Annotated in this window: 8 protein-coding genes and 4 pseudogenes; 2 read left to right on the top strand and 10 right to left on the bottom strand. The window is 58.0% G+C overall.

From position 1 onward, the window contains the following. Positions 1–196: 196 nt before the first annotated feature. Positions 197–418 (bottom strand): annotated as a pseudogene (locus tag FOB72_RS32595) (Hsp20/alpha crystallin family protein); the annotation flags it as partial. Positions 419–651: 233 nt separating this feature from the next. On the opposite strand from FOB72_RS32595, the gene FOB72_RS17280 reads away from it, so the two are divergent. Further along, positions 652–1167 (top strand): OmpA family protein, encoded by a 516-nt coding sequence (locus FOB72_RS17280; protein ID WP_150373984.1) that lies wholly within the window; start codon positions 652–654, stop codon positions 1165–1167. A gap of 515 nt (positions 1168–1682) precedes the next feature. Here FOB72_RS17280 and FOB72_RS17275 read toward each other — a convergent pair. From FOB72_RS17275 to FOB72_RS17250, 6 genes are all read right to left on the bottom strand, one after another. Further along, the gene (locus FOB72_RS17275) at positions 1683–3521 is read right to left on the bottom strand and encodes an autotransporter domain-containing protein (RefSeq protein ID WP_150373983.1); all 1839 of its coding nucleotides are present in this window, start codon (positions 3519–3521) and stop codon (positions 1683–1685) included. 451 nt (positions 3522–3972) lie between these two features. Then, on the bottom strand, positions 3973–5271 hold the full coding sequence (locus FOB72_RS17270) for a hypothetical protein (RefSeq protein WP_150373982.1): 1299 nt from the start codon (positions 5269–5271) through the stop codon (positions 3973–3975). A 502-nt stretch (positions 5272–5773) separates the two neighbouring features. Beyond that, the gene (locus tag FOB72_RS17265; protein ID WP_150373981.1) at positions 5774–6937 is read right to left on the bottom strand and encodes a Wadjet anti-phage system protein JetD domain-containing protein; all 1164 of its coding nucleotides are present in this window, start codon (positions 6935–6937) and stop codon (positions 5774–5776) included. Then, positions 6921–10244 (bottom strand): ATP-binding protein, encoded by a 3324-nt coding sequence (locus FOB72_RS17260; RefSeq protein WP_150373980.1) that lies wholly within the window; start codon positions 10242–10244, stop codon positions 6921–6923. The genes FOB72_RS17265 and FOB72_RS17260 overlap by 17 nt, the downstream gene beginning before the upstream one ends. Next, positions 10241–10996 (bottom strand): DUF4194 domain-containing protein, encoded by a 756-nt coding sequence (locus FOB72_RS17255; protein WP_150373979.1) that lies wholly within the window; start codon positions 10994–10996, stop codon positions 10241–10243. The genes FOB72_RS17260 and FOB72_RS17255 overlap by 4 nt, the downstream gene beginning before the upstream one ends. A gap of 3 nt (positions 10997–10999) precedes the next feature. After that, entirely contained in the window at positions 11000–12499 is a 1500-nt protein-coding gene (locus FOB72_RS17250; protein WP_150373978.1) for a DUF3375 domain-containing protein, read from the bottom strand. A 732-nt stretch (positions 12500–13231) separates the two neighbouring features. Between FOB72_RS17250 and FOB72_RS17245 the strand changes: the two genes are divergently transcribed. After that, the gene (locus tag FOB72_RS17245; protein WP_150373977.1) at positions 13232–14236 is read left to right on the top strand and encodes a putative phage abortive infection protein; all 1005 of its coding nucleotides are present in this window, start codon (positions 13232–13234) and stop codon (positions 14234–14236) included. Between the two features lie 135 nt (positions 14237–14371). Here FOB72_RS17245 and FOB72_RS32215 read toward each other — a convergent pair. The 3 pseudogenes from FOB72_RS32215 to FOB72_RS32970 all read right to left on the bottom strand — a co-directional run. Then, positions 14372–14569: pseudogene (locus FOB72_RS32215) on the bottom strand (integrase core domain-containing protein); the annotation flags it as partial. Between the two features lie 2 nt (positions 14570–14571). Further along, positions 14572–14682, bottom strand: a pseudogene (locus FOB72_RS17240) (transposase); the annotation flags it as partial. A gap of 147 nt (positions 14683–14829) precedes the next feature. After that, positions 14830–15012: pseudogene (locus FOB72_RS32970) on the bottom strand (IS21 family transposase); the annotation flags it as partial. Positions 15013–15093 lie beyond the last annotated feature (81 nt).

Below are 15093 nucleotides of genomic sequence, written 5' to 3'. Positions count from 1 at the left end.
TGGTTGTAGCCCGGCGCTATCGCCCGGCGCCCTGCGCGCGACTATCACGGCGCTGGCGCGTGCTGCCTGTCCCCGAACAGCGGAGACTAGCCCGGCTCCCTTCTTGGTGGCCGCTATGGCTCCCATTGAATTACGTCCGGGACCTCATTTTTCTTGAATCGGCACCTGCGGGCTAAGTTTCGGTGCCCGGACGGCGGTCCGGTCTCAACGAGAACGACCTCGCAAAGTGAGGTTGGCGAATTTCCGCATGCTGCACGCGAAGACCCGAGGGCGTCGGCACGACCGCCTGCCCTTCGATGTGCAATGCACCCTCGTTGGAACTGACCTGAAGATTTTCGCGGCTCACGCCTGGGAGGTCAGCCCACAACGTAACGCCATTAGTGTCTTCCACAATGTCCACAGCCGGGACCAAGGTGACTCGTCCGCCCGCACCTCTGCATGACGGGGGTGGCGCCCTAACGTGTGGCCGGCGAGTGAAGAAAGCTCGGCGAGCGCGGTGCGCTGCCGCATAGCCGACGATCGTATCCCCCATGCGTCGGGAAGACGATAAGCATGCTTATTCGACACAATGCCACATTGTCATATGCCGCTTCCGCTTACTCGCGGGATGACGCCGAGTCTCGCGTCGCGCGGCGAACCGGATAGCTACTCATGTCATACCAACCCACCTTTCAGTCGCGTCGCATTCTCTTGCACTTCTTCACCTCGTTAGCCGCGCTTTCATTGGTCGGCTGTGCAACGCGGGAGTCTCGTCACAACAAGCTAACTCCAGCTCAAGTAGCCTTGCTGCAAAGCGAAGGCTTCAAGCTGACGGAAAATGGCTGGGAACTCGGGTTGGCTGAGAAAGTACTGTTTGGCGTCGATGAAGACTTCATTGCTGCCGACCGTGAGGCGCCACTGCTGCGACTTGGGCGCTTACTTGCCGATGCAGGCATCAACGACCTCAATGTGCACGGGCATACCGACGACAAGGGTAGCGCGGAATATAACCAGCAACTGTCGGTGCGTCGGGCGACCGCTGTGGCCCGGCTGCTCGAGCGTGCCGGATATTCGCAAGAGCGTATCCATATACGCGGACTGGGAAAATCCATGCCGATTGCGGATAATCGCACCGCGTTAGGCAGAGCGGAAAATCGTCGCGTATCCATCATCATTGAGGTCGGCTGAAAAGCCGCTCGCCGCGACGTCGTATCGTGATTAGTGCTTCCAGCTTGTCAAGCAAGCTGCGCACACTCACGATAGTCTGTTCGACAGAGGGCTCCGTAACCAGAACCGGGATATTTTCCAGCGCGTATGAGATCGTCGCCTTGATTGTGAATCGCTGCGCGAAATCGCCCGCCTGCACCGTCCTTCCACATTCCAGTCAGTTTGTCGCACAGTCGGCGATGCGCCATCTTTCGGGAAGATCGCGCATCGCCGGCACGCGGGCTGGCTTGCCATCGCCACCGGGGCGACCATTGTCGCATCGCATGGACAGAGGAAGCCCTAAACCTTAACGCCGGAATCTATCCCAGGCTTTCATCTTTGATCACACGCTCGCCCTGCAGAGGAGTCGCGATGTCTTTAACACATCTTCGTCGCGTCAATAGGTGTACCGCGCATGCTGCGCTTTCGGCTCAACGACGCGGCTTGCCGGGCATTGCCTAGGCAATCAGGTGGTGATCCAACCCGGAGCGCGATGTTTAAAACCTCCACCGCACTCCCACCGTCCCGGTATGGTCCTGGTTGCCGCCGCCGAACTGGCCGGTATACGGTTGGCTGCCGTCGAAGGCCAGCGTGGTAGCCGGGCGCACGTCGCCGAATGCATGGCGCCAGCCCGCCCCGACGTAGAATGCCGCCTCGGAGCCACCAAACTGAACCCGCACGCTAGTGCGCAGGCCTAGCGTTGTGGTGGTCAGGGTGTTGCTATCGCCGGGGCTGTGCAGGGCCGCCGAGCCGCCCGTCTCCGCGAAGCTGCGCGTGCGTGTATCGCTCCATGCCACGCCGGCATACGGTTCAAGCTGGGTTGCCGGTGATAGCGGCACGGCGTAGCCGGCTTCCGTGAAGACCTGCGCCGTGCTGGCATGATAGCTGGCCGTCAAGGACTGGACCGTGCTGCCGCCGAGGTTGGCCTGCCGGTCGGTGTTGGCCTCGTGCCAGCTATAGGCGGTGCCGAACAGCCATTTGAGCTTGCCGCCGCCGAGCGCGAAGGCGCGGCCGCTATAGAGCGTGGCGCTGAAGGAATCGGTGATGGCGCGCGAGGAGCGTTTGCTCACGCGCAGCGTGCTGTTGGCGTAGCCGAATGCCCCGCCGATGCGCCAGTCTTTCCCCATCGCTCCGTCGCCACCCAGATAGAAGCCGCCCGTCTGCTGGCGCACGCGCGCCGCGGCGGCACTCCCATCGAAGGTCTGCCAGTTGCCAATCACCTCCACCCACAGTGGCTGGGACGCGGATACGGGTAACGCTGCGGCCGGCAGAGGGCCGCCTAGCTGGGCGACGTGCGCGCCGGGCAGCATGCCGGCGGACAGGCTGTCGTTCAAATGCGCCAGCGGCAGCGCCCGCGCGCCACCCGCCAGGGTCATCAGACCCGTGGCCACGCTGGCGTGGGCCTCACCGGAGAGGCTGTCGAAGACGGCCGGCGGCGCGCCCTCGGGCAGCGTCACCACGGCTTCGTGCACCGGGTTGCTGTCCGACAGGGTCTCTAGTGCGTTGGCCACGGCACGCTGGTTGCCGGTGACCGCAGCGTCGGCAAAGCGCATCGGGCGCGGGCCGCCTCCGCCAGTGCCACCACCTGCGCCCGGATCGACCGGCGAGACGGGCGAGACCGGGTCCGTCACGTCCTTGCGTGCGAGTGCTAGGGTGACCTCGTTGGGGCCATAGGTCAGCGTCGGGTCAAGGAACGCGTAGTTCGAGCTGACCGACGCAAAGCGGCCCTGCACCATCCCAGCCGTCAGGATGCTGTAGCGGCGCGTGGACGCGAAGTTGCCGTCGGGGCCGACATGGACCACCGCGCCGCCGAGTGTGGCCGTACCGCTCACCGCCACACGGTTGCTCGCCGAGGAGGCCGGGTCTGCTTCCACGCGATAGGTCGAACCGGAGGCCAGCATCAAGTCGCCATTGACGGTGAGCGTGCCGATAGAATTGCCCGGGGCCCGCGTGCCGCCTGATGCAATCAAGGTACTGCCCACGCTGCCGGCGCCGCTCAGCGTGGCGCCATTGTTCACCGTGACCGCACCGGGCACGCTACCGTTCACGGCCAGCGTGCCGGCGCTGACCTGAGTCGCACCGGTATAGGTATTCGTGCCGCTCAGCGTCAGCGTGCCGGTGCCGATCTTGATCAGCCCGCCGCCGGTGCCTCCACCGGCACCGCCATCCTCGATCGTGCCGCTCACCGTGGTGGAGGTGTTGTTGCCGCCCACGGTCAAGGCGTTCTGGCCGAGCTGGAAGCGCCCCGCCCCCGCGATGGCGCCTGCGGTGATCCGGTGGTCGAAAGCCGGACCGGATGTGCCCGAGAAGTCGACCCAGCCACCCGCGTCCGTCACCAGCGAGGCGTTGCCAGCGGTACTCCAGCCCCAGAACTCGGTATAGCTGCCACTGCGGGTGGTGACCTGGCTGTTACCGCCGGTGCTGCATTGGCCGCCGTGCTGCTGCCGAGCAGGTACGTGAACCCGCCGAGGTTCGTCACCTGGGCATTGCCGAGTGTGCCGGCTCCGTAGAGGTTGATGTAGCCGGATCGATTGACGACCTGCCGGCCGCCCAGGTAGAAGCCGCCGTTCAGGCGCAGCGTTGCGCCCATGGAAACGCAAGGAACGCAATCCCTGAAGAAGAAAATTGCGCTCTACAAAATCTCTATGCGTTCGAAGTACAGGGTGGCACTCAGGTGTCGGGGCGTCAGTTGGGCGGCCAGACCGACGGGCAATACGCCAACAGATTTGCAGCCTCCTAATAGCTGCTCAGCAATACACGAAAAGCGAAAAGACGCAATTGAGCATCTTATTTTTCTGAGTCTCGCGCCGTGTAGTTTGATGGATCACGCTCCGTGGCCACAAGTACTTTATTCCACCTCACACCATGCCCAAACCTGCGGTTAGCAATGAATTTCAAGAGCTGATCTAGCTTGCCGCAGTCTCTCAGCTGTCGGTTGTTCATCACTGAATCGAGGATGCGATCGGCGTGCGTCTGCGTTAGTGCCGCGTAGTCGGCCCATAATGCGGAGACGAGTGCCTCAACCCAACCGTTTGCCGATGCGTAACTCTTTGCAGCGCAGAGGGAATCTACAATATGATCAACGATCTCAACGGGTATGTCCTCCACTAAAAGCATGTGAGAGATATCCTCCGCAGACAACTTCTTTATCCGAGTCACGGCAGCCGTCCGAAGCTCAGGCAATGGGAGAATCTCGTCGACGTCCACAATGGAGGTCTCCGGCAGAGACTGTACCAGCAGCACTAAGCCGGCCCGGATTCCCGGCGACAAGGCACCCCAGCCATCCCGCAAGCGGGCCAAGATGAGCAGAAGTCGCTCGCCGTGCTCCTTAATATCAAGGGACTTGGATAGGGCTGAGAACTCGTTGTTGAAGAGCAATTGCCACAAATCGGGGCGCTTCTCTTTAACGAACCAAAGGCCATTGATGTACTTGGCTCTCTTACGACTCTCCACCGCGCCGCGTAACAAGTCTTTCAACACAACCACCAAAAAAGCCCGGACAAGCGATTGTCGCCCAGTCATTAAAGGGCTGTGAGCAAGCGCTTCGAAAGCCTTACGACGGTTCGTTGGAAAGTAGTCGCCCGTGAGCATTTTCATGACCATGTCTAGCGCGTGCCTACCCTGAGCAGGCTCGTTCTTCATCACATAGTCTATGGCAGCGCGTATATGCGCGCGAGCAAGCTCGGCTGACGGCGCAAAAGGCTCTCCTTCCATATTGTGAGACGGGTGCGCACAGCGGTTTCTGTCTTCCTGAATTCTCTCCAGTTCGATCAACTCAGAATCGGAGAAAAGCTCGAAATCCTTCTTCGCTACGACTAAAAGCGATCGCTCGAATTTTAGTGAGGCGGAGATATCACCGTCTTTATGTATGCGCTCGTATTCTTCAATCGTCTTTGTTGCCGCGGCATCGCCGTTAATCGATAGCTCTTTAAGTTTGTCTACAATATCGAAAGCAAGGGCCACCCAAGTCATAATGACGGCCGAGCGGTACGCTCCAGCCTTATAGGCCGTGACCGCTTCACCAATATGGACACGAGCTCTTTCATTACGACACCGCAACACTAGCTCGTCTAAATCGCCCAGCATAGGAGACCTCAACTTAACGCATCAAAGCTGACAAATCTAGCACGCATGCGACAACGAATCTATAAGCGAGCGAGCCTTAATAATTTTTCGAAGGGTGTACCCGAGTCGTCAAGGCGTTGCGATAGAAGCTACCCGTGTGGGAGACGCGTGCAACCCGCACCGCGAGGCCTCGTGGAATAAGGTTCTCCGGAAGGGCGGGAGAAACCCACTGAATCAAGAATGGAAACCCGTTAAGGGCCACTTTGGATACGCACGGATCGAATGCATCCTTGGGGATGCCTCAGTTTTCATCGCGAACTAATCTACAGCCTATAAAAATCTAAGCCCGGACTCCGAGAGTAACCAGATGTTGCGCGGGCCATGCACCGCGCCCACAGCTTCATGATGCCTTGATGGCGTTCGGATGGGCCGGATTGAAAAGCGATTCCGACTCCGCAATGAACGAGCACACTCGGCACCCTCACGAAACGATGCCCTACGGCCTTCTTTGGACAGAATACTATCAGGAGCCCACTCCGTTGCTCTCGCCGCCGTACCACTGCCAGAAAGCAGTATGCACCGCGTCCGATGGGAGGAATTCCTGTTCCAGCCGGCCTCGCTCCTGCAGAAGCAGGAATTGATAGAACTCAGCCTCCGACATCGTCAGACCCGCAGGGACGCTGTCACCAGCAGGTACGGGTTCTCGTACGGACAGCTCCGAATACCTATCGAAGCATTGCTTGGCCATCAATATGGAGGCCAAATCGGGTATGGCTCGTCTCACTGTTGCCAGCATGGTAAGGCCCCAGGTATCCATATCCCCCCAATAGGCCACCCGTTTGCCATCCAACCACGGATCCCGCACCCAATTCAAGCTCAGGCCTGCGCCAAGGATCGCCACTGCATGCGGCAAAGTCGGAAGCTGATATAGCGCTCGTTCGTTCTCCACAATCACCACGTGTTTCACGGTACCCGGCAGTCCCTCAAGCTCACTGGCACGAATGCGTTGCTGGCGAAAAGGCAAGATTCCGGCAGTCAGTGGCACAACCAATAACCACCGATCATCCTCGTCGATCGCGCCCAAGAATGCTTCGAGACCTATTTCAGACACAAGGCCGTCAAAACGAAGATCGAGCATCTGGCACAAGAGCGTGCGATTACGCTCAATGAACTTGCTATCGATACCGCATACAGCTATCGCGCGGATCGGACGCCCTGCCGCCATGCCTCGCCCAAGCGTCAATGCGACCTCCCCGACCTTGGCCAGTTCCTCTTCGGATAACTCTACCGCCCATCGCCGTTGACGTACCACCAATGCATGGAAGTCTGCATCAAGACGCTGTACGGCCTCACCCAAGCGCTGAAACTCACGGAGAATGGTCTCATCCGCCGCGGCGCCCACCCATTCCGTCGGCGTTCTGATTTCCCAGTATCGGGGGATCTCAACTGGCTCTCGGCCCGCACGATATGTCACCGTCTCCCATTGGACCACCCCTACTTCCACACTACGCCAGAGCTCGATGTGCTGCTTCACTGCGAGCGTGTCGCTGCTGAACGTCTTGGCGTCAGGCCGCCCGATCGCAAGACGAATGGGCCAGGCATCGGCGCTTAGCAAGCGCGCCACACGCGTCTCGGCAGACTGCCAAGCTCGTGCCAGCCGCGCACCCAGTTCAACTGGCGACTTCATCCCGATCCGCCTGTTGCCTTGCTTTGGCGAACGTGTCCAACTCCTCCCAACTTAACGAGGTCATCGTCGCCTGTAAGCCGCGCCGGTGAACCAGCACGGCAGAGCGTGTATGCGCACGCAGCAAACGCATCTCCTTGTTCGGCGTCACAAAAAGCGGATGTAGCCCGAACTCACGGAGCGCAGAAATGATGCGTCCCGCCACTGCCTGTGAGCTCTTTGAGAATGCCTCGTCCAGAACGATCGTGCCGAAGAGCGGTCGATCCTTGCCTTCAGGACATAGGGCGTAGCTGAGAGACGCGGTGAGAATATAGCTCGCGATGATCTCTTTCTCGCCGCCACTACCGCCTTGAGATCCGGTACGCGTTTCAACAACCTCTCCGGACCCGCGCGCAATGACTGAGACAGAAAACTGAAGTCTGTAGCGCGGATCGAGCAGCGCGCGGGATCCCACGGTCGTACGCCGCTCGGCAGCTTCCTTGAGCAACGCCACAATTCGCGACAACGCGGCAAATTGGCTCTCTCCCAGATCATCCACCAACATCGTAGAGCGCAGATGGCGTTGGGCCTGCTCAAGGGTGCGTAAGCTTTCATGGACGACCCGCCTTGGCTCGAGCCTGAGATATCGATCATGTTGGAAATTCACTCTGCGCATCGTGTCATTGAGGTCAGCGATTCGCTCGGTGATCGTCTCCACTTCGTTGTCGATGCTCCGCAGCAGTTGCGTGACGCCTTCATCAGACGACTGGTTCAGATAGCTGATGAATCGATCCTGCTTCTCTGGCAGCGCCTCTTCAATCAAGATCTTGAGGCGCGCGAGGTAGTGCGGGACATCCTCGAGGTCTGTACCGACTTCTGCAAGCGCCCCCGTATCAATCGTCTGGGCCGCCCCCATGCCGCGTACCAGTTGCCTCTCGAGTTCCGTAATCCTCTTGGTAAGCTGCTCCACTTGCTGATGCAAGTCCCCCGCAATTTTCGCGTGGCGGTGCTGAAGGTCCTCGATAGTACCAATACGTTCTAGGTCAAAATGTTCCTGGGCCAACGCCATTTGCGTTGCATCAAGGCCCTCACCAATCAGTGCGAACATGCGCTGTCGATCGGTCGACGCGTTCTTCTGTCCTAATATCAGATTGCCCTGAACACCAAGACTATCGTCTCGTTCGCTCCTCGTCTTCTCGAGTTCTTGCTTAGTGGCTTCCCACTGCTTTTTCGCTTGCGTCGTATCCGAATGCGCACTTGTAAGCGCAGCCAATTGCGCAAGCGCCCGATCGAGCGCTGTCTTCACGTGGACAACGTCGATGTCCTCGAACGTCAAGGACAATAGTCGCTCCCGTGTAGCTTTGCGTGCGGTCGCCGTGCTGACCCGGGCACGTGCCACCTCCAACTGCGCCTCCTGTGTCTTCAGATCCCGCAGAACCTCTTCGAGATCTCGCTCTAGCGCAGCGACGCTATCGCTGTTGTCGAAGCCGGTAAGCCAGCCTTCGTTGAGCGGCTTGAGATCCTGCTTCTCGAAGAGCCCGTCTTTGCCCGACATCAAACCTTGGGCCGTCATGCCGTGCGGCGTTTCGCGTAATGCCTCCGGGGAGGCAACGCAATGTCGGTCGAACCCGACCAGGAGCGCTCGTACCGCGTCTTGGTACGGATGCTCTTTGAAATTTAGCTTTCGTGTGAATCCGTTTTCAAACGCAGGCGCAGGGCGCTCCGTCCCGGCGACTTTAATCAACCGCACATGGATCTTGTTGTCGCGTCCGTTCACCCAAGCAAGCGCCTCGCGTATGTGGTCAACCCGCACCAAAATTCGCAGTCGGTGACCACCAATGGCACGCTCAATCGCGCCCCGCCAATGCGCTTGCTTCTCCTGCACCTGCACAAGCTCAGCGACATATGGTAGCGACGCTTCATGCAGATTCAGGTGGTCTGCGAGCTCCAGGCGAAACTTCTGATACGGGATGGGCACATTGGAGCCGGGCCTTGCTTGGGCTTCCGATAGAGAACGCTCCCGCTCGCCTCGCAATGCTCGTGTCGAAGTCACCATGGCCCCGGCAGCAAATGCCTGATTCTCAAGATCGATCCGCGACGCCTCATCATCGCTGGCCTGAGTTCTCAACCTCGCCTGATCAGCGATGAAATCGTCCTGCGTGCTGGCTGGTACCTGCTGAAGCGATGCCGTCATCCGAGCGTAGTCCTGAGCATTGCGCCTGACGATTTCGTAGCGTCCTCGCGCAGCGTCGATTGTCTGCTCCAAGAGTTCGACGTTTGCCCCTCCACTTTGAATGTACAGATCACGTTGGTGCTCTGCATCGCTTTCAAGTCCACGCACGCGAGCAGTGAGCGAAGCCACTTGTGCATTGCAACTCTCAAGCTCCTCCCCAAGGCGACGCTCAACTTCCGCCCAGAGCCTGTGCCCTCGGATTGCCACTGACACAGGAAGTATGGCGGCAAGTTGTCGATGCAAGTCGAGCGCTGCCGCTGCTTCGATGCGTTGATCCCAACTTTTCTGGATGGGCAGGAGGGAATCTCGCTGCTTGCGGGCAATGGCAAGCTCCTCGCGAATTGCCGCCAGATCATCAAACTCAGATGCGACCTCCTGAGCTCGCTGAAATGCCGCGCGGTCATCCAAGACGAGTTCCCTGAACAACTCGTCGATGCTGTTGAGCTGCTTGAGGCCCGCCGCGCGGTTCAACAACGTGAAGGCATTCTCGCCCACTTCGAAATAGCGACGCAATTCCGCTACATATGCCTTCTTACTGTCATAGATGCGCAGTTCGGCAATATCTCGCTCGAGCTGCCGGAGCGCACGCTTGCCACCGGCATGCATTGTTTCCAACCACTCGTCGAGGTCCGACTCCGCCGCTTTGGAGATGAGCCAAACGCGGTCGAGATCTGTCGCTGATGAACCGGTGCCGTCGAGGGCAAAGATCCCCGCGATGGTCACGGTGCGGCTGCCATTGGCAAAAGTCGCCGAGATGCCCGAAACAGTCTTGCCTGGCCGCGCGATGTGGTCTGTTTCACCACTTCGCCCAGCGCCCGAAACACCGCGCACGTACGACACGAGATCACGATCACTCTCGTGGCCGCCCGTTGATGCCAAGTTGTAGCGCGGTTGCGCGGCAATCAATGTCATCAGCGCATCCACGAGGGTCGTCTTTCCGCTACCTGTCTGGCCGATAATCGCCGTGCCTTCAATATCGATCTCGGCTTGGTGACGGCCACCAAACGGGCCCCAGTTAAATACATCCAAACGTGTCAACACGAAGGCTGCGTCGGGCACCAGAGCCTCAATCGAGGTGTGCGAATCGACCGAGGTCATCGATTTTCCTCTTGCACGCATGCAGCGGCAGGGTCGTCTGCCCGCGGTGACGCGGCGGTCCCGACGTCTTTGAGCGCGGTCAATAAACCCTGGAGGCTTTCGGGGTTGGCCAAATGCACGATGATAGGTCGGATGACGAATTGGTCTTGTTGATCGATCTCGGAAACCAGGGCATGCACCTTGAGCTTCTCCAGCAATGTCCGGGCACGCTGCAGCTCGCGCGTATCACTGCCGAGGTTGCCGAGGTAAATCTGCAACTGCGGTACCAAGTCCTCAACCGCTATGGGCGCATCGGCCGCCCCGACACCCCGCTCCTGCTCGAAGATCAGATATTGCTGGCGAAGGAGAGCTACCATTAACGATTGCTCGAGCGTCAGTCGCTGCCTTCTTACCAGAGGATGCGACCATTCATCCTCGCCTTCCGCGAAGATCGGTTGGGCAACGATGAGGTATGCCAAGCCCCTGATATCGTCAATCTTGACCACGAGATCGAAGGGTTCAAGGATGCGATTCACCTCAGCCGTCTTGGCCAGCGCCGTCCGGTAGAGGTTGGGCTTTCTCGCGACTTCCAGCAGGCCATATTTAAGGAGCTCCTGGCAGGCATCCTTGACCTCCCGCGGCGTATAGCCTGTGTCAGCCTGGAGTGTTGTATCGGCCTGCGTAGTTTGCAGTTCCACCAGCGCAGAGAGAGCCCCATCACCTGGCGCTTCGTCAACGCTCACACGCGCTGCAATGGTGTCGAAAATGCTCATCTGCTACAGCTCCATGTCTAGGTCGCGGAGATGCTCAATGCCGAGTTCAATCATGGGCACGTCAAATCGAAGCAGCAGACCATCATGCCCTTCGACATCGACGCTCTCGCGCTTCACCCCCACCGGAGCATCGGCGTGGCGGGCCATGCTTAGCCAGAGTGCGATGGTTTCAAGGTCATGTGTCGGCGGCAGGGATGAGGCCAACTCACTTATCGCCAAGCGCTCGCCGCGCTGGGAAAGCAATGCGACCGTGCTGTCCCAGAGCGCTTGCCGGTCAAGTCCGTCAAATGCATCCCAGAATTCGTCGTCAATCGCTGCTATGTCCATACGCTGGGCATTCAGTTCGAGCGCCTCACCCTCATCGTCGCTAAACACTTTGAAGCGCAAGCGTTCAACCACAGGCAATCCGCCTAGCGACAACCCAACAGGTGGTAAAGGACTATCTGCACCCCGTACCGCCGCGCTCTTCCAGTCGACTAGCAAAGCCTGCTGGAATACTTCGCCAAGCAAATCTCCCACGCGATGGTGTTCAGCGGCTAGGCCCGTTCTGAGAAAACCCTTGACGTCGCGCTCACTGCGCGCCCGCGCACGGATGACAGCAGCAGATTCATCAACCAGACGAATGATGAGCCATCTGAGTTCATTCTCCTGTTGAGCATTCAGAGCAGACCGTGTAGCTGGATGTTTCACAATCAATCGCAGACGATGCTTCATGAAATCCAACTCTACCGTACGGCCGAGTTGTTGCTGAAAGCCACGAAAGACCTTTCCCTCGGCGGTCTCCAGCAACTCGTCATGACCATCGAGGAGCTTATCGACAATCTCTCCACGATGGCTGCGCTCGCTGACAATGGATTGGCGCAGCGCCATGTCCGCCTCTCGGTACGAGTCCTCCACCCGCCTGAAGTCGGAACGCAGGCTTGTGGCGAGGCTATAAATTTCGCGGATCGCCTCAACAGCCTCCGACTGGTTAAGTACCTTGAGATTGCCTGCACGAACGTCTTGCAACTCGCTCTCGAGGTCCCGGATCTTGCGCTGAAGGTATCTCTCTCTGGTGCGGGGGTCAGGGTTAAGACTCGACTCGAGGTTCTCAATCTCTCGTTGCACGATCGATAGTCGGGAAGCCGTCGATGTCATAAGCCGACCGCCGAGAGCCGCAACAAACCGGAGTGCCTCCTCGAGGGCGTCGGTAGCGTAAACTCGCCCTTCACGCTCAATCACGAGAGAGCGTCGGATCCAGCCGCGCAATTCCTTCCGCGCTTGGCCCGCGAAGTCCCCTTCGGGGTCTACTCCGAACTCCTCTGCGTTGGCATGCTCCTCAAGCATCGCGGCCAGCGCGAGTTCTGCCTCTTCAATAGCAATGCCGTCATGATCTTTTTCGAAAAGAGTCTGAAGACAGCTAAGCACCAAAGGCGCGCTGCGCGCAGCGAGCAGCAGCCAGGCAGGATGCTGGCGCCTGGCTTGGACATACTGATTCGTCCGTTGCTTCCAATCAAAGTCCATCGCGGTATCAAGGGAAACGACGTACAAATCGAATGGTTTGCGCGCTTGGTTTTCCGCAGCGCGGTGCTGCGCAGTATCTAGGCGACTCCCGATAGAGGCAAGCCCACGAAGGGGGGACCAATACCCCCGCGGTAAAAGCGCAACAGTTGAGAGAGCCCTCAAGTTCACTCCCGGCGGCATCGTGTGGCTACCCACCTCCAACCCCGACCGTTTGCGGTGCCCGTCGGGCTAAAGTACGCAATTTATGTTAAATGCGGTGCGAAGTTTGGAATGTTATTTCAACCTTCGGACTACACTCTCCATGTCACCCCCCCCCCTTGAATCGCTTCTCCATTAGCGATCCTTAGCTCGGCCGGCTCACGTCGGCCATGAACAGCCGTTACGCTTCACCTTCCCCAGCGGCCGAAAGACGTTAACAATCAGCCGCAGCTAGTCCGACCCAAAGTGGACTGGCGTTGGTAGAAATGGGGGTTCTGACACATTCTCGTCGGAACAGTAGTATGCGAAGGCGGTGCAAGACTAGCAGTAGCAGAACTCATGACCATAGTGACGCGGTGTCCGGACGCTCAAGCCGTTGAATGATATGCCGCGTGCTTTTTTTGGCATAGTGGGTTAATTCAACCACTCGCCGAAATAGAATCTTTGCATCAGCCGTACACCCCCTCTTCAGCGGGGTATGAGCCTTCACCATCGGTCAATATTCTCGCCTCGACTCAATCATAAATACTCGACATGAAAAATGACCGAGAATTCGGAGCTCCAACTTTGTCGGAGATGGACGATGAGGATGGATCGAACGATCTCAAATCCGCGGCGGAAGTCTTTCGAATCGTCATATACATCGCCATTAGTGTCGTAGCCGCGTACGCCTTAAATTTTATTAGTCTCCCATTTTCTGAGAAAGGTGAAGCATGGGGGCAGTTTGGTGATTTTATCGGTGGCACAATCAACCCGGTAGTTGGCTTAGCAACCGTTTACTTAGTGCTTGTCACAGTTAAGCTTCAACGGCGCGAGTTGCAGGCATCACTACGCGAGCTGCGAATCTCGAACAAAGCCTTAGCAAAACAGGGATTCGAAAACAGTTTTTTCTCTTGGCTGAATTCATACCATAAGCTCTTGGATAGTATTCAGCTAACCATCAGCAATGAAAATGCCGAGGCCCCGGAAAAAATATATATCGGCCGACATGCACTCAAACGCATGCACGTCGGCTCCTTTACCGCAGCGCGAGTTATCCTGAAGGATTCAAAGTCAGGGAAAAAGTTGCCGACTTTTCAACGCCGACATAGGAGTAGTCTTTCCACCCCGCAAGACCCACTATTTTTCTCCAACTGGTCAAAAGATCAACGGGAAACAGCAATAAATATGGCACGGGATGGGTACGAGACGGTATTTGACAGACATCGATATCAGCTCGATGGAATGTTTCGTACCCTGTTCCGACTAATCAAATGGGTCGACGAATCTGACCCGAAGATAATTAGTCGAGAAGAAAAGTGGCAGTACATCGCAATCATTAGAGCTCAACTTTCTTGGATAGAGCTCGTTTTTCTTGTTTACAACTGCATGACTCAGCGGGGCGAGCCATTTATCGAATATGCCAACAAATATGCGCTTTTCGATAATCTTGGAACTGAGGCCGACGGTATTCTGATTCTGATTCGGGCTGACCCAGTCATCTCCGGTATAGCGGCCAGCGCCTTCAGCTCAGATATAGCTCGAAAACAATATAGATAATGTCACTTTTGACCTAACTCGGCCAATCAGGGAACAACTTTAAACTATCGTCAAGGGTCGGTAGTAGCCTCTAAAGCCGGCAAGTCCGCCGGGCGCATCACAAGCCGTTGGGCAAGATATGACCTGCCCCGGGGTTTAGTACGAAACGCAACTAGAGTCCGGGGTAAAAAACGCTGCCTTCCCCTGAGCGAATTGCGCAGAGGTTAGGTGGCCGAGCGAGCTATGAGGCCGCTCGGTGTTGTACTCATTGCGCCAATCTTCAATCAGCGTCTTGGCATGACGCATCGAAACAAACCAGTGTTCGTTCAGGCATTCGTCGCGGAACCGACCGTTGAGTAGGTGGCCTCCGAGATGCCGTGTTTGCGGCAAAGCTCCGCGGGCCTCAGGCCCGCTTCGGCTTCCTTCAGCACGCCGATAATCTGTTCTTCGGTGAATCGCTTCTTCATGACCGCTCCTCCTGGGAACGGACTCTACATCGTCACGGTACTAAACACGGGGAGCAGGTCAAGCTCAGGGGAAGGCAGCGTTTTTAACCCCGGACTCTAATCGCATGCCGTACTAAGACCGGGGGCAGGTCAACGCAGCGAGCTTGGGGCATGGCCGTCGTGCTTGCTCGGACTGTGCCGAGGTGGATAGGCGCGTACCGTGACATCGGCATGCAGATAGCGCCGCTCGATGTTGCGGGAGATACCCAAGCGCCTGGCGATCTCGCGAAGCGGGATCCGGTCGCGCAGGTGCCAGCGTCGAATGATGCTCAGTATGGCCACGTCGATCACTCCGAACTCCTGCGCGTTGCCGAGCAGGACAGTGTTCTATACGTGGGTCAACATTCGATGCAAATTACAGGCCCTAGTGGG

Origin of the sequence: Cupriavidus pauculus, assembly GCF_008693385.1 — a bacterium.
Classification (GTDB): Bacteria; Pseudomonadota; Gammaproteobacteria; order Burkholderiales; family Burkholderiaceae; genus Cupriavidus; species Cupriavidus pauculus_D.
Note: the sequence above shows the minus strand (reverse complement) of the source record. Positions and strands in the feature narration are given on the sequence as shown.